The organism is Bradyrhizobium sp., from assembly GCF_036009065.1.
Classification (GTDB): Bacteria; Pseudomonadota; Alphaproteobacteria; order Rhizobiales; family Xanthobacteraceae; genus Bradyrhizobium.
The window spans coordinates 39,953-56,075 of record NZ_DASYMN010000102.1 but is presented as its reverse complement, the minus strand read 5'-3'; the positions used below and the strand labels follow the sequence as shown (position 1 = coordinate 56,075).

General features: G+C 62.0%; 14 protein-coding genes and 1 tRNA gene. 14 read left to right on the top strand and 1 reads right to left on the bottom strand.

Going from position 1 to position 16,123, the window contains the following annotated elements:
- Window positions 1-29 precede the first annotated feature (29 nt).
- From VGP39_RS06185 to qhpG, 12 genes are all read left to right on the top strand, one after another.
- Entirely contained in the window at window positions 30-785 is a 756-nt protein-coding gene (locus tag VGP39_RS06185) for an ABC transporter ATP-binding protein (RefSeq protein ID WP_327567220.1), read from the top strand.
- Window positions 782-1,483: an ABC transporter permease gene (locus VGP39_RS06180; RefSeq protein WP_327567219.1), complete on the top strand. Its 702-nt coding sequence runs from the start codon at window positions 782-784 to the stop codon at window positions 1,481-1,483. The genes VGP39_RS06185 and VGP39_RS06180 overlap by 4 nt, the downstream gene beginning before the upstream one ends.
- Window positions 1,480-3,042, top strand: a complete 1,563-nt coding sequence (locus tag VGP39_RS06175; protein WP_327567218.1) for a Gldg family protein — start codon at window positions 1,480-1,482, stop codon at window positions 3,040-3,042. Before VGP39_RS06180 ends, VGP39_RS06175 begins: the two co-directional genes overlap by 4 nt.
- On the top strand, window positions 3,039-3,560 hold the full coding sequence (locus VGP39_RS06170) for a hypothetical protein (RefSeq protein ID WP_327567217.1): 522 nt from the start codon (window positions 3,039-3,041) through the stop codon (window positions 3,558-3,560). Before VGP39_RS06175 ends, VGP39_RS06170 begins: the two co-directional genes overlap by 4 nt.
- Window positions 3,557-4,612 carry a HupE/UreJ family protein gene (locus tag VGP39_RS06165; RefSeq protein WP_327567216.1) on the top strand — a complete coding sequence of 352 codons (1,056 nt, stop codon included), beginning with the start codon at window positions 3,557-3,559 and terminating at the stop codon, window positions 4,610-4,612. Before VGP39_RS06170 ends, VGP39_RS06165 begins: the two co-directional genes overlap by 4 nt.
- A 234-nt stretch (window positions 4,613-4,846) precedes the next feature.
- Window positions 4,847-6,106, top strand: a complete 1,260-nt coding sequence (locus VGP39_RS06160) for an MFS transporter (protein ID WP_327567215.1) — start codon at window positions 4,847-4,849, stop codon at window positions 6,104-6,106.
- A gap of 22 nt (window positions 6,107-6,128) precedes the next feature.
- Entirely contained in the window at window positions 6,129-7,019 is an 891-nt protein-coding gene (locus VGP39_RS06155) for a hypothetical protein (RefSeq protein ID WP_327567214.1), read from the top strand.
- Between the two features lie 16 nt (window positions 7,020-7,035).
- On the top strand, window positions 7,036-7,992 hold the full coding sequence (locus VGP39_RS06150; protein WP_327567213.1) for a catechol 2,3-dioxygenase: 957 nt from the start codon (window positions 7,036-7,038) through the stop codon (window positions 7,990-7,992).
- Window positions 7,993-8,485: 493 nt separating this feature from the next.
- Window positions 8,486-9,496: a ferritin-like protein gene (locus VGP39_RS06145; RefSeq protein WP_327567212.1), complete on the top strand. Its 1,011-nt coding sequence runs from the start codon at window positions 8,486-8,488 to the stop codon at window positions 9,494-9,496.
- Between the two features lie 57 nt (window positions 9,497-9,553).
- Window positions 9,554-10,765, top strand: coding sequence for a LodA/GoxA family CTQ-dependent oxidase (locus tag VGP39_RS06140; protein WP_327567211.1), 1,212 nt, complete (start codon window positions 9,554-9,556; stop codon window positions 10,763-10,765).
- Window positions 10,766-10,906: 141 nt separating this feature from the next.
- A complete protein-coding gene (locus VGP39_RS06135) occupies window positions 10,907-12,178 on the top strand; it encodes a radical SAM/SPASM domain-containing protein (protein ID WP_327567210.1) in 1,272 nt (423 codons plus the stop codon).
- A 7-nt stretch (window positions 12,179-12,185) separates the two neighbouring features.
- A complete protein-coding gene (gene qhpG / locus VGP39_RS06130) occupies window positions 12,186-13,616 on the top strand; it encodes a flavin-dependent monooxygenase QhpG (RefSeq protein WP_327567209.1) in 1,431 nt (476 codons plus the stop codon).
- Between the two features lie 36 nt (window positions 13,617-13,652).
- On the opposite strand, the gene VGP39_RS06125 is transcribed toward qhpG, so the two are convergent.
- A tRNA-Gln gene (locus VGP39_RS06125) sits at window positions 13,653-13,726 on the bottom strand.
- Between the two features lie 227 nt (window positions 13,727-13,953).
- On the opposite strand from VGP39_RS06125, the gene VGP39_RS06120 reads away from it, so the two are divergent.
- Together VGP39_RS06120 and VGP39_RS06115 are read left to right on the top strand one after the other, a co-directional pair.
- Entirely contained in the window at window positions 13,954-14,676 is a 723-nt protein-coding gene (locus tag VGP39_RS06120; RefSeq protein WP_327567208.1) for a spermidine synthase, read from the top strand.
- A gap of 115 nt (window positions 14,677-14,791) precedes the next feature.
- On the top strand, window positions 14,792-16,045 hold the full coding sequence (locus VGP39_RS06115; RefSeq protein ID WP_327567207.1) for an ABC transporter substrate-binding protein: 1,254 nt from the start codon (window positions 14,792-14,794) through the stop codon (window positions 16,043-16,045).
- Window positions 16,046-16,123: the final 78 nt, after the last annotated feature.

Here is a 16,123-nt window from a genome sequence, read left to right as displayed (position 1 = left end):
GGGCCGGTGCTGCTTTTTTGGGGCGCTGCATGATCATCTCGTCAATCGACGCGGCGCCGCCGGACGATGCCCGGGCCCGAACGACGGACGCTCCGGCCATCTCGGCTGTCAACGTAAGCAAACGCTACGGCTCGGTGACGGCGCTCGACCGACTCTCGCTCGACATTCGCTGCGGTGAGGTATTCGGCCTCTTGGGGCCGAACGGCTCCGGCAAGACCACTTTCATGCGGCTGCTCGCCGGCTATCTGTTGCCTTCCGCGGGGCGGCTCACGGTGGCAGGGCTGGACGCTGTGCGCGATTCGCTCGCGGTGCGCCGGCGTATCGGATATGTGCCCGAATCAGCCCCTCTCTATCGGCAGATGCGCGTCGGCGAATTCCTCGCATTCATGGCGCGGCTTCGCGGGCTGCCTGAACCGGCGGTCGCCACCGCCGTGGAGCGGGTCGTCGACCGACTCGCGTTGGGCGCTGTCGTGGACAAGCCTACGCGCGCCCTGTCGCGCGGCTACCGTCAGCGGGCTGCCCTTGCCCAGGCGCTGATCCACGATCCCGACATCCTTATCCTCGATGAGCCGACCAACGGGCTTGATCCGCGCCAGATCATCGAAATGAGGGAGCTGATCCGCTCGCTTGCCGGGCGCCACACGGTGCTCATGAGTTCGCATATACTCAGCGAGATGGAGAAGACCTGCGACCGGGTGGCGGTGCTGCTTAACGGTCGGTTGCTCGGCGTCCGGGCAATGGCCGACACCCCGGATCTCGAAGGCTGGTTTTTGTCGCTGACATGAGAACGCTGCGCATCCTCTTCGCCAAGGAGCTGAACGCGACGCTGACGTCGCCGATCGGCTATACGGTTGCGGCGGTATTCCTGCTTGTGCTCGGCTATACGTTCAGCCTGACGCTATTCGTCACCAAGGTCGCGAACCTCCAATACATCTTTCACCAGATGTACGTGCTGTCGATCCTCCTGGTGCCGGTGCTGACGATGCGCACCTTCGCCGAAGAGCGGCGATCGGAGACGCTCGAACTGCTGCTCACCGCGCCGGTTCGGGAACTTTCGGTCGTGCTGGCGAAATACGCCGCTACGCTGACGCTGGTGATCGGAATTTTCGCGCTGACGCTGGTCTACGCCGTCATCCTCGACCGCTACGGCGAGCCGGACTGGGGGCCGATCTATGCGGGCTATCTGGCGCTGGTACTTCACGCCTCGCTGCTGGTCGCGGTCGGCCTTCTGATGTCGAGCATCACCGAGAACCAGGTGGTCGCCGCGGCGCTGTCGATCGGCACCTTCCTGATGCTTTGGTTCGCGGATTCGGTGTCCTATCTTCTGCCGCCCCCATTCGATAGCTTGGCTATCAACCTCTCTTTGATCGGCCACTTCAAACCGATGGTCAGCGGTTCGGTGTTCCTGTCGGACATCGGCTATTTCGTCACCGCGAGCATGCTGGCGCTTTTCCTAACCACTTGGGGACTTGCGCAGCGATGACCGACCAGCAAGGTTTCAAGGACCTGCCGGCCGAGGACGCCAGCTTTCTTCACTCTCTCCTGCAGTCGCTGCAATCGCTCGACTGGATCAATCTCGGCTGGTTTGCCGGAGTCGTATTCGCGCTTGTGCTGCTCTTTGTGGCCGGATTGAAAGTGCCGGCGAGGCTGGCCTTCGCCAGCCGCGTCGCGTCCGCCACACTTGTTGCCGCCGCCGCCCTGACGGTCGCGATTCTCGCCAATCTGGCGCTGTTTCGCCACGACGCGCACCTCGACCTCACGCACGAAAAAGCCTTCACTCCGTCGGTGGAGGTGCGCGAGGTCGTGCGCGGGCTCAGCGAACAGGTCGAGATCGCCTATTTCTACCAGAAGCAGAACCTGGCTGCGCGCGCACTCGGCGCAATGCTGCGGCAATTGGAGCGACAGAATCTGAATTTCCGCGTGCAGCTGATTGACGCCGACCAGAACCCGGCACTGGCCAGCAGCCTGGGCGTACGGACCTACAATTCCGCCGTGCTACGCCTCGGTGACCGCCGTGTTGAAGTGATCACCACGGACGATCGCGAGATCGCGCTCGGCTTGTTGCGGCTGCTGCGGAGACGCCAGGTCGTGGTCTGCTTTGCGGCGGGTCACGGCGAATACGACATCGACAATTTCGAATTTCACACGCATTTCGAAGGCGCGCACAATCATAGCCACGACGTCTCCAGCACCGGTGTCGTGCAGATGGAGCAGCACGGTCTCGGCCGTCTGCGACGCGCCATTGAGAAGCTGGGCCTGGTCGCCCGCAAGGTCGCTTTCGCCACCGGGCAGCCGATCCCGGATGATTGCGCCGTGATTGTCGAAGCTAATCCGCGGACCCGCTACAGCCCTGGCGAGACCGACGTGCTGCGCGGCTATCTGGAGCGCGGTGGCTCTGCAATGTTCTTGATCGAGCCCGACTACGCGGTCGACGACAGCCTCGCGGCCCTGCTTGCCGGCGCCGGCATCGCCGCGCGCGACGGTGTGATCGTCGATCCGATGGAGCACTATTTCACCGACGAGCAGATGATCGCCGTAGCGCGCTACGGCCCTCATCCTGCCACCCGGGGACTGGCGCTCTCGTTCTATCCCGGCGCGCGTCCGCTGGAGGTCTTACCCGCGCCGGGCGTGCAGGTGATGCCGCTCGCCAGCAGCAGTGCCGACAGTTACGTCATCGCAAATCGTCTCGGGGACCAATCGAAGGCGAAGTCCGGGCCGCGCGCATCGCAGATCATCGCTGTCGCCGCGGAGGGACGGTTGAACGAGTCGGTGGCAACGCCCTTCCGCATCATTGTCGCGGGCGACGCCGATTTCGCCTCCAATTCCTTCTTTCCCTATTTGGCCAATTCCGACGCCGTGCTGGCGGAACTCGCGTGGCTCGCGCGTGAGGAAAGGGCGCCGTCCATGAAACCGCCTGTCGAAGTGCTTCCCACCGTATCGCTCACCGGCGAACAGATGCGCGGCATTTTCTTCATCACGGTCCTGCTAATGCCCGGACTGATAGCGCTCGCCGGCAGCGCGATGTGGTGGTGGCGCCGATGAACAGGCTGGCCTGGGCCGCTGCTGCGCTCGGCGCCACGGCCTTTCTGGTGACGCTGGCGTTTACCGGCGGTCGCAGCGGCCCGGGGCTTGAGCCGTTCGTACCGAAGGGACTGATGACGATCCCGATCGAGGAGGTGCGGGAGGTCGATCTCGCCACCCCGCGCGGCCATTGGCATTTCGTGCGCACGCAGGACGGCTGGCGCCCGACGCAGGGGACAGCCACCGCGGGTTTCGAGGCGCGCCTCGACAGCGCGCTCAAGCTGCTGCGCAATTCGGGGCCCGACCGCGTCCTGACCGAGGCGGACGTCGATCGGGCCGGCGCCGCGCAATTCGGCCTCGCTCCGCCCCGGCTGCGCATTACCCTGAGCGGACCCGACGCTTCGGTGTTCGCCATTTCGTTCGGCGTCACCAATCTGATGGGCTTGTCGCACTATGCGAGGATTGACGGAAGTTTGCAGATCGTGCTGCTGCCGGCCTTCGTGGCTGAAGAATGGGAGCGGACGGGAGGAGCGCCGTGACGGCGAGGCTCATGCAATGGGCGGCAGTCTGGCTGGCGCTCATTTGCTGCGGCGGCGCGCTTGCACATGTGACCACGACGGGATTGCTGCGCATCGAAGTCGCAGCCGGTCGCGTGCGCTATGCGCTTTCTGTCGCCTTGCCCGAGCTTCCGGCCGCGTCGGCGAGCATCCTCATCGCTGCAGCCAACGGCGACCGCGCAGCGGCGGAGACGATTGCCGAAGCGGCGCGCAGCAGCGTCACGATCGGCCTCGCCGGCGTCCGCTGTCGCACGGGGCGGGTGCGCATCGGCGGCGCCGGCGCAAACGAGACGCGTTCAACGATCGAGATCGACTTTACCTGCGACGCCACACATGGCCGCCTCGACATCGCCGAAGACTGGAGCGCCTTTCTGGGCGAGCATTACCAGACCCTCGGCAATCTCCGCACGACCAGCGGCGAGCGCCAAGTGACCTTCGGGGAGGCGTCGAAGACCGCAAGCGTGGACATCGACCGCACGGCCGCGACGAGCTGGCTCGACTTCGTCAGGCTCGGTGTCGAGCACATCCTCACCGGCTATGACCATCTGCTATTCCTGGCGGTGCTGCTCGCTACTGCGCGAGGCCTGTGGTCGGTGGTGCGCATCGTCACGGCATTCACCCTGGCTCACAGCGTGACGCTGACCGTGGGCGCGCTGGGCATCGTGACGATACCTGACCGCATCATCGAACCGCTGATCGCGGCGACGATCGTCTGGGTCGCGCTGGAAAATCTTTTCGGGTCCGAGCCAGACCGGAGGCGGTGGATTTGGAGCTTCGGTTTCGGCCTTGTGCATGGCCTGGGGTTTGCTTCCGCACTTGGCGAACTCGGCCTGAAGGGGGCCGCGCTGGTACGCGGACTGGTGGGTTTTAATCTGGGTGTCGAGATCGGGCAGCTACTCTTCGTCGCCGTCTTCCTGCCAGCGCTGATGTGGCTGTCACGCGGACGCGGCGCGCAGCTGACCCCGCGCTTCGTCTCGCTGGCTGTCGCTCTGGTCGGCACCTACTGGTTAGTTGAACGCATCTTTGTTGGCTGAGGGCATCAGGCTGTGGTCAGCGCGGTTCCTGACGTCAGCTGGCGCTGTATCTCGACCTGAATAGATAGCACCGCAGGTAACGACGCGATTGATCGTGACCGCCTATCGTAATTGACATAAGCGATATCAGCGCTGTATCCACTTTCAGGAAACAACTTCCATCGCGGGCAAATCCGTTCTTGGAACAACAAGAAACAGCTAAGGGTGGAACGCGATGAATCGCGGCTTTGGGTTTTGAGCGAGCTCGCGCGCCCTTCGGCGCTGGCGCCCTTCCGGATACGCAACTACCGTTTTCAGTGGCCGGCGGATCTGCTCACGTCATGGGCATTCGAGATGGAGACGCTGATTCTCGGTTGGTACGTGCTGGTCGAGACCGGCTCGGTGCTGCTGCTCACGTTGTTCGCGGCGCTCAATTTCATAGGCACGCTGATCGCGCCGATGTTCGGCGTGGTTGGCGACCGCATCGGCCACCGCGATCTGCTCGCGATCATGCGCGCGACCTATGCCGTGCTCGCCATTACGCTGATGACGCTCGCGTTCGCGGGCTATTTGACCCCGCTATATGTCTTTATCATCGTGGCGGTGATGGGTCTCGTTCGTCCGTCCGATCTTGGCGTCCGCGGCGCGCTGGTCGCCACCATCATGCCGCACCATCAATTGATCGGCGCGATCAGCATCTCCCGCACCACGATGGATACCGCGCGGATCGCCGGCGCGCTGAGCGGCGCCGGATTGTTCGCGGCGCTCGGCATGGGACCGGCCTACGTGGCGATCGTCAGTCTTTATATCGCAAGCACGTTGCTCACCCTCCGCGTGATTGCACCCTCAAAACCGCATCCCATCGATGAGGTGGCGAGCGAAGCAATACGACGTTCGCCGATGCGCGATTTGAAAGAGGGCATCGCCTATGTCTGGACCACGCCGCGGATGCAGGCTGCGATCTGGATCGCGTTCCTCGCCAACCTGACCGCCTATCCGTTGTCCAACGGGTTGCTGCCGTACATCGCGCGCGACATCTACGGCACCAACCAGACCGGGCTTGGATATCTGTCCGCTAGTTTCGCAGTCGGCTCGCTGATCGGGTCGATTGCCTTGAGCCTGGTCGGCGGCATCCGCATCGCCCGTCTCATGATCGGTGCGACGATCCTGTGGTATGTGACGCTGCTGGTATTCGCACATGTGCAGAACATGCCGGCCGCGGTCGCGTGCCTGATGATGGCCGGCTTCTCGCAGAGTCTCGCCATGATCTCGATCGCGGTGATCCTGATGCGCACCGCGAGCGAGCATTTCCGCGGCCGGGTGATGGGCGTGCGCATGCTGGCGATCTACAGCCTGCCGCTCGGCCTGCTGGCGGCCGGCAACCTGATCGGCGAGATCGGATTCGTCGCCACCGCGACGCTCTATGGGGCCACCGGGCTGCTGCTGATGCTGACTATCGCGCTGCATTGGCGCACCGACTTGTGGCATATACACGCGCCGGCGAATATGAGGTAGCGTCCTGCAAGAAGGGAATGCCATGTCAAAGACCGCTTTGCGCAATTTCACGCCGCAGGTGCCGATGCGGCTAAGGACATTGCTTGGCGATCATCCCGGCACCGCCGCGCTGAAGAACGGATCGATCAAGTCGGATTCCGTAACGCTGGATTTCGCGGATTATTCACCGACCTACAAGGGTTTTAAGCCGATGGTCCGCGAGCAGGCCTTCGATGTCGCGGAGATGGCGATCGTCACCTATCTGATGGCGAAGAGTTTTGGCAAGCCGATGGTGCTGCTGCCGAGCGTGGTGATGGCGCGGTTTCAGCATGCGTTCGCGCTCTACAATGCGAAATCGGGAACTCTGATGCCTGCCGACCTCAACAACAAGCGCATCGGCATCCGCTCGTTCACGACCACGACTGGCGCGTGGCTGCGCGGAATCCTTGCCAATGATCATGGCGTCGATCTGGACTCGATCGACTGGGTCACGTTCGAGGACGCCCATGTCGCCGAATTTCGTGACACTACGGTGCGCGCGCCACCGGGTAAACAGATCGTCCAGATGCTGGTGGAGGGCGAACTCGACGCGGTGCTCGGCGAGAAATTGGAACATCCGGATCTGAAGCCGCTGTTTCCAGATGTGGCGAGGGAAGAAAAATCATGGTTTGCAAAGCATCAGGTGATGCCGATCAACCATATGGTGGTGGTCAGCGAGGCGCTTTCGACTAGCCATCCGGATGTGGTGCAGGAGGTGTTCCGGCTGCTGCAACAAAGCGCGGCCCGTGCGCCCGCTGCGTCGCCGCGGTTCAGCGTTGAAGAAATGCGCCGCTCGCTGGAGATGATCATTCGCTATACCGCGCAGCAGGGACTCATTCCCCGCGAATTGGCGGTAGACGAATTGTTCGGCGATCTGACGCCGACGCTGCGGTAGCTTAAGGGGGGGACGGATGAAGCCGGAGCCGATTTTCGATCTCGCCCATCTCGGCCACATGGAGCTGCTGACGCCGAAACCGGACGAGAGCCTCAAATTCTTCGTCGACGTGATGGGCATGACCATCAGCGGCCGCAAGGGAGACTCGATCTATCTGCGTGGCTGGGACGACTACGAGCGCTATTCGCTCAAGCTGACCGCGTCCAACACATCAGGCATGGAGCACATGGCGCTGCGTGCGCGCAGTCCGCAGGCGCTGCAACGCCGCGTCGCGGCGCTCAAAGGCTCGGAGTTCGAGATCGGCTGGACCGACGGCGACATCGGCCATGGTCCGGCGTTCCGTTGCCGCGACCCGGACGGCCATATCATCGAGCTGTATTATGAGACCGAATGGTACGAGGCGCCGCCTGACCTAAAACCCGCGCTGAAAAACCAGGCGCAGCGTTTTCCTGCGCGCGGCGTCAACGTCCGCCGCCTCGATCACCTCAATTGCCTCGCCGTGGACATCAAGGCCAACCGCATCTTCTTCCAGAATTATCTCGGCTGCCGCCTGACCGAGCAGATCGTGCTCGACGACGGCACGGAAGCCGCAATGTGGATGACGATGTCGAACAAGAGCTACGACTTCGCCTACTCACGCGATCACTTCAAAACGCCGGGCCGTTTCCATCACGTCACCTACGCCCTCGACAGCCGCGAGGACATCCTGCGCGCCGCCGACATTTTTCTGGAAAACGGCGTCTACATCGAGACCGGCCCGCACAAGCACGCTATCCAGCAGACCTTCTTCCTCTACGTCTACGAACCCGGCGGCAACCGCGTCGAAGTCGCCAATGCCGGCGCCCGTCTCATCCTGGCGCCGGACTGGAAGCCGATCGTCTGGACCGAGGAAGAGCGCAAGAAGGGGCAGGCGTGGGGGCTGAAGACGATCGAGTCGTTTCATACGCACGGCACGCCGCCGGTGAGGGGGTGAGGCAGCGCGGTGCGATGAACAGCCCGCCGCACGTGGAGGCCGGCAATCTTGGTGGCGGGTTCGTCGCTACTGCATCGCTTCGCGTGGCCACCCGTTTGCTGCTGACGTCGGCATCGAGCCGCACCCGTGCTCAGATGTGGCATTTGTACGCACCCGCGAACGCGAGTGAGATACGAAGCGGTCGATCTCGGATCCAAGCGCACAAAGTGCTGAGAAAGTTTAGATACATTCACAACTGACGGATGGGCGCTCAGGCCGGGACTCGACCACGAGAGCTAACGCTATTGTTCGCGTTGCGGTTGACGAGAAAGCAGATTTATGTGAACCTTCCGGTAATTCTCAAAAGCAAGAAATTACAGCCAAGTTATAATCGTCACCATAAAAATATAGTTGCAGACCTCAGACCACGTTCCGAAACGCGAGGGGCCGCCTATCGCGAGCGATAGCTCGTGGATATGTGCCGAGCGGTCCTCCAGCCATGGGCACGGCAATCATGCTTCGCATCGATCCCGTCTATGTAGCAGCTGCGCGCAACGCCAAGAGCGGCGCCGATCTGCATGAACCGCTGCAAAAAGCCATTGAACTCGAACTGTCAACGATCCCGCCTTATTTGACAGCTGTGTACAGCATCATGCCGGGCACCAATAAAGAAATCAAAAGAACAATCTTTAAGGTAGCCAAGGAAGAGATGCTGCACATGACGATCGTTGCGAACGTTCTCAATGCGGTTGATGGCCGCCCTCTCATTGCCGATCCGAAGGCCGCGCCTGTCTACCCGGGGCCGCTGCCGATGAACATAGGAGGCAGCTTGCAGGTCGGTCTCAAGAAGTTTTCCGTGGAACTCGTTCACGATGTCTTCATGAAGATCGAAGCACCCGAAACGATTATTCCCTTTAGCGCCTCGTTCGCGACGATCGGAGAATTCTACCGGTCGATTATCGAGAAGATCGACCAGCTCGGCGACGCCATCTTCACCGGAGACCCGGGCCGTCAGGTCGTCGACGAAGACTCGTTTCCTTCGGATCAGCTTTACGCAATCACCGATGCAGCAACGGCCGTAAAGGCTCTCAAACGCGTCGTCGAGGATGGAGAGGGAACAACTTTAACTCCGCTCGATGTGGACGGCAAGTTCGCTCACTTTTACCTGTTCGAGGGGATTTATCGTGGCGCGGAGTTGGTCGTAAATCCGGCCGCGCAAAACGGGTACTCATATACAGGCAATCCGCTGATTTTCGATCCGACAGGCGTCTGGGACATTCCCGATAACCCGAAGGCGGCAGACTATCCGGTGGGCTCGGCAGAACGGACGAAAGTGGATGGATTCAACAAAGCGTACTCGAACATGCTTCGCGGGTTGCAGAATGTTTTCGACGGTTCGCCGGGAGGGATTACCGGCGCGGTCGGCGCCATGTCGTCCCTTCGAGAACTCGCTGAGAGCGTGGTGTCGACGCCGGACTCCCACACCGGAAAACAGCTGGGGTTACCGTTCGAGTATGTTCCATAGCGGAGAAGGTGCGTACCTGCGGCTTCGGCCGCGAGAGCTGATGAGGAGAAAACAAACATGGCATTTCCGTATGACCTGAGCAATGTTGTCGTCTTCAAGATTCATCCCGCAATCGGAATTGCACGGCTGTCGCGCAATGATGATCATTACGTTTTTGGCAAAGATCCGGGCACCTACAAATCCAATGGTCTGATCAAGCGGCAAGCCGTGCAGTTCAGGATTTACGCCTATGGGGAAAATCACGCCGGGCTGGGCGAACTCACCCCGAAATTGATGGGCGCCCTGAAAATTCAGGCGGTGTGGTCGGCGAGGGTCGCCAATCGCAAGATCGCCAATCGGAAAGACATCCCCTTAAGCAGCACCGACTTCGTAATCTCGGCACAGGCCTCCTCCGATGACGCGAGTGGTGGAATGCTGGTCGGCTCTCTGCCGGGATTCGATGAAGGAAAAGATGTCGCTATGGGACAGATCACCTCGGACGGCCTGTTCATTCCGCCGATAGCGCGAGCGGTGCGCAAGACCAAGGGCCAGGAAATTCCCGGTATGTATTCCGAGGAAATTACCGACAACGCCAGCGATGGATCGGTCACCGTGAAACTGACCGGCGGCGGCCAGACGCCGGACGTGCTGCCAGCCTGCATCGTGGTTGCTCCGCAGGACTTCTCACCCGATACGAATGAACCTGAAAGCCTGATCGAATTTTTCCAGGAAAGACTTCAAATTCCCGACAATCTCCCGCCCGGCAATCTTCACAACCAGGCCGCGAGAGCCTTGGACGAGGGAGCGCTTGAATCGACAACGCGAAGATTTCAACCGGGCATGGAGACATCATTCGGTTCCGCGGGTCCGGGAACGGAAGTAATCGATATCAAGAGCGTCTTCTATCTGAGCAGCCAGGATCCGAAAGTCGATCCCCGGGAAGCGCGTGTTCGATACAAGGCGTCACTGACCGACACCGGGCCCGGCGCGGTGCCGGGGCAACTGACGAGCGGGCTGTGCTCGCCGTGGCAGGGCGACTTCGCTGCATGTGTCGGTTACTGGGCGCAGCACCTTCCGCAAGAGGCATACCTTGATGAGGAGACGTCTACGTTGGTCCAGTTCTTCCGAAAACAGTATGCGGACACGTCAGACAATGGACCAACGCTGGAATTCGATCCGAATGGGATGGACCGCCATGTGGACAAGATCGGCGTGATGCGGGTGGTGTCTGGCAAGAAGGTAGAAACCGAACGCGGGCCCGGCGACGACATCGAGGACTTGATAGCCTAGGGTAACGCGCTCGAACCACGGTGGGTCGCAATGGAAGCAATCGGCGTTGACTTGCCGGCACCGGACCGCCGCGCCCGTTACGCGAGCGCTCCCCGAGTTCCGAACGCACATCTGTTCGGCGCGGACGCGCGCACCATGCTGTTGTCGATCGACGACGGACTTATCCATGAGATCGATGACGCGATGGCCGAAGTGCTCGATCGAGCCATGCAGTATGGCGACGCGGAGCGGGTCGGCTTCATCATGTCGGCCGCCGGACTTGGCGAGACGAGGGCTCCCGAGCAGGCGCCTGTGTCGGTCCCGGTCCGCGCGCTGTCGCTCGCGGTGGCGCAGAAGTGCAATCTCGGCTGCACCTATTGCTACGCGCAGCAGGGCAATTTCGGCGGCGCCGACAGCAGCATGCCGATTGAGGTCGCGAAGGCGTCCGTCGACCGGCTGCTGGCGGACGCGGAGCCCGGCGAAAATATCACGATTGCGTATCTGGGCGGTGAACCGTTGGTCAACCGGACGGTCTTGCAGGAAGCAACGCGCTATGCCGCCGACAGGGCGGCATCGTTGGGTATCAACGTCGCGTTTGCGCTGACCACCAATGCGACGCTGCTGACGGCCGACGATGCGGCGTTCTTCGACCGCCACGGGTTCACCGTGACGGTCAGCATCGATGGGGTCGGCGCGGCCCATGATGCGCTGCGGCCGTTCAAGTCCGGCCGGGGCAGCTATGACCGCATTATCGAACGGTCGAAACTGCTGCTGTTGCGCCCACATCGCCGCTCGCAGGTCATCGCGCGCGTGAGCGTCACCCCGCGAAACCTCGGCCTGCCGGAAACGCTGGACGAACTCGCGCGCCTTGGTTTCGACGGCGTGTCCTTCTCGCCGGTGCTGAAATCCCCGGCGGGTTCCGACCAGATGGGCAGGGGCGAGTTCGACGCCATGCTCGCGCGCATGATCGCATGCGCTGAGACGTTCGAGCAGCGTCTGATGAACAACGAAATCTATCCATTCCTGAATATCATCAACACGCTCCGCCGCATCCACAAGCCAAACCGCGACGCCTATCCGTGCGGCGCGGGTGGGGGCTATCTCGGCGTTTCCTCCAAGGGAGACTTGTTCGCCTGTCATCGCTTCGTCGACGACGATCTCGGCGCGATGGGCAACGTCAGCGATGGCGTGGACGGCGAAAAGCAGCAGCGCTGGCTATCGGACCGGAACGTGCAGAGGCAGGAGCCCTGCCGAACCTGTTGGGCGCGCCATCAGTGCGGTGGCGGTTGCCATCACGAGGTCATTCATCGTGGCCGTCCCGCCTGCGACTACATTCGCGGCTGGCTGCACTATTGTCTCGGCGTGTACGCGCGACTGATGGAAGCGAAGCCTCCGCTGCTTCACCAGGTCCTGAATTCGCAGGCGCACCCTTAATTGCCAGATGGAAATCGCAAGGATCACGGCGGACATTTGCGTGATCGGCGGCGGCCCTGCCGGCTCAACCGCCGCCTGCCGGCTCGCCTCGTTCGGCTATCGGGTCTGTCTGCTTGAGCGCGATGCGGTACCTGAAGCGCGCAGCGGCGCATCACTCCCGTCCAGCATCCTGCCGTTGCTTGAGGTCATCGGGGTCCGCGATCGCCTGGAGCGTGCCGGCTTCCTGCGTCCCGAACGAATCGTGGTGTGGTGGGCGGACGCGCGGCCTTCTGTTCGGTCGTTGCCCGGGCTTCCCGGCTTCCATGTGGACCGCTGCCGGTTCGATGACATCCTGCTGCGCAACGCCGAAGCCGGCGGCGTCATGGTGCTGCGGCCTGCGCATGCGATGAGCCCCCAGCGGCTGCACGGCGGCGGCTGGCAAATCCCGGTTCGGCATGACGGAAGCCGAAAGGAGATCGTGGCGACGTTCCTCGTCGATGCCGCCGGAAGCCGGGCATTGCTGCCCGGCCGGCGAATCCGAAGCTCCGCTCCATTGCTCAGCCTGTTCGCGCACTGGCACGCGCCGGACCGCAAGCAGGTCGAGGGATGCGTGGAGGCCGGTGACAATATGTGGCTCTGGTACGCGCCGCTCGGCAGCGGCAAGTCGGTCGCCGCCGTATTCATCGATCCGAAGCTCCTGTCGGGCAGGTCGCGGACGAACATCGAAGGCATTTACTTCGACCTCCTCCGCCGGTTCAGATTGTTTCGCGAGGACGAGGCCGGCCGCATCGCGGGAGAGGTCGCCGCGTGCGACGCATCGAGCCGGCATGCCGAGCACGCCGCCGGGCCGGATTTTGTGCGGGTCGGCGACGCCAATCTGACCCTTGACCCGTTGTCTGCGCAGGGCATTCAAAGCGCCGTGGTCTCGGGACTGCAGGCGGCCGTGGTCATCAACACGCTGGCAAAACATCCGGCGCATGCGGCAGACGCGATCACATTCTACAAGGACCGTCAAACCGAAAAGGTTTCACAGCACACCGCCAGCGCGGCGGCCTTCTATCAGGAGCGCGCCGCCGTAACCGGGGGGCCGTTCTGGCAGCAGCGCGCCGCTGCCGCCGTGCGCGATATCGCTCCGCCGCCGCTGGAAACGAGACGGCTAGAACCGGCGTGCAGGATCGAGCTTTCGAAGCTATCGCGGATCGAGTCGATGCCGGTCATGCAGGGCGACATGATCGCGTCCACGCCGGCGCTCTGTCATGCGGCGCTGGATCGTCCCGTCGCCTTTCTGAGCGAAGTCGAACTGGTCCCGTTGTTGCGGCAGATACGCTCTGACGAGACCGCCGGTTCCATCGTGCAGGCCTGGTCTGACCGCATGTCGCCCGATCTCGGCCGGAACATGCTGCAGTGGCTTTGGGATCGAAGAATCGTCGTGGCCGTGGCGGATTCTCCACGCACGTAGCGCAGCTTTGCAAGATTGATATTATAAATCTTCACGTGGCTGGGGAACTAGGATTCGAACCTAGACAAACAGAGTCAGAGTCTGTTGTGCTACCGTTACACCATTCCCCAAAAGCTGAGCAGTCTCAAAAGCTTAAAGTCTGCGCCGGAAATCGCTGGCGAGGGGACTTTGCTTGATCCCGCGGCTGAGCGTCCTTCTACTCGTTACGTAACGGCTTTGGCAAGCAAGACGAGGGGGTTACAAGGGTTGCCGCGCTGCCTGAGGTCTTGCGGCCCGCTTGGGCGAACCCGCGGCCGTTCTGGGACGGCGTTTGCATGACATCCGGAGCCGTCGGCGCATGAGCGTGTACTTCGAGGAGATGGATTTTCGCCCGACGCCGATGGGCGCGCTCAGCCTGCGGCGGCGAAGACAGCTATCGACCGGAATCGACGTCTACGAAATAAAACTCGGCGACGAATTTTTGATGTCGAGCCTGTTCACGGTTGCGGAAATTGCGCTGGCGCGGCTCGGATTGGCGGCGCTGGAGAGGGCGGACCTCGATGTGGTCGTTGGCGGGCTCGGGCTTGGTTACACTGCGCAGGCCGTGCTGGAAGATCGACGGGTGCGGTCGCTGATCGTGGTCGATGCACTGGCCGAGGTGATCGAGTGGCACGAGCGGGGACTGCTGCCGCTCGGCAGGCAGCTGATGGCCGATTCGCGCTGCCGCTTCGTCGCCGGCGACTTCTTCGCGATGTCGGCATCCGCCCTTGATCCGCAGTCACCCGGTCGCCGCTTCGATGCGGTGCTGGTGGACATCGACCACTCGCCGCAAAACCTGCTGCATCCGAACCACGCGGCGCTGTACCGGCCGGAGGGCTTGCGAAAACTTGCCGGACATCTGCATCCCGGCGGCGTGTTCGCGCTGTGGTCGAACGACCCGCCGGATGCGGCATTCAAGGCGGTGCTGGCCAATGTCTTTGCAACGTCCGATGCGCATGTCGTGACCTTCGACAATCCGCTGCAGGACCGCGATGCGAGCAACACCGTCTACATCGGCGTCAAGGCCAGCTTGCCCCTGTGAAGCGGGCATGCCATGCTTGTCATGCCAAACAAAACAGAGCGACGGGCGCCAGCGCCCGGCGCATCTCGGCCTCAGAGCCCGGCATTGGGTGGGAACGCTTTCGGAGATTATCAGCATGAAATTCAAACACGTCGTCGGGCTGCTTTGCGCCGCCTCGATTTCCTTCTGCCTGACGGGATCAGCGCTGGCGCAGCAAAAAACCGTCAAGATCGGCGCGATCTATCCGCTGAGCGGCAATGCCGCCAGCGCCGGTGTTCACGCCAAGGCCGCGATCGAAACCGCCGTCGACATCATCAACAACGGACATCCCGGTCTCGGCAACCTGCCGGTGACGAAGGGTCCCGGTCTCGCCGGTCTCGGCGGGGCAAAAGTCGAGGTGGTATTCGCCGACAACCAGGGCAGCCCCGCCACCGGACAGAACCAGGCGTTGCGGCTGATCACCGAAGAGAAGGTGGTTGCGCTCAGCGGCGCCTATCAGTCCGGGATCACGCTGACGACCAGTGCGATCGCCGAAAAATACGGCATTCCTTATCTGAATGGCGAGTCGGTGGCGGCAAGCCTGACCGAGCGTGGTTTCAAATGGTTCTTCCGCACCACGCCGGTCGCATCCGATTTCGCAAAAATCTATCTCGACTTCCTCAAGGACATGAAGGCCGCCGGCGCCAAGACCGACAACATCGCCATCGTTCATGAGAACACCGAATACGGCACCTCGGTTGCGAGCGTCATCACCAGCGTGTTCAAGGAGAACGGCTTAAGCATCGCGCAGGACATTGCGTACTCCGCCAACACCACCGACGTGCAGAGCCAGGTGCTGCAGCTCAAGGACAAGAAGCCTGATGTTGTGATCATGGTCTGCTACCAGTCCGATGCGATCCTCTACGCCAAGACCATGCAGGCGCTGGACTACAAGCCGCCGATGATGGTGGCCGACAACGCAGGCTTCTCCGATCCCTCCTTCATCAAGGCGGTCGGCAAGCTGGCGCAGGGCGTGTTCAACCGTTCCTCCTTCGCGATCGGACCTCCGGGATCGCCGTCGTTCCTGATCAACGAGATGTACAAGAAGAAGAGCGGCGACGACATGGACGATACCGCGGCGCGTCAGATGCAGGGTTTCTTTGTCCTGATGGATGCGATCGACCGCGCCAAGTCGACCGAGCCCGACAAGATCCAGGCGGCATTGAAGGCTACCGACCTAAAACCCGATCAGCTGATCATGGGCTACAAAGGGGTAAAATTCGACGACAAGGGCCAGAACATCCTGGCGGCGGGACTGGTGATCCAGCTGCAGGACGGCGAGAACTACGTCGCGGTCTGGCCGAAGAACCAGGCCAAGACGGCGCCGGTGATGCCCTACAAGGGCTGGTAATAAATCGAGCGACCGAAGGCGGGGCATTGCTCCCGCCTTCTCGACCGGCAACGATGCCATCGATGAGATTTAACCCCG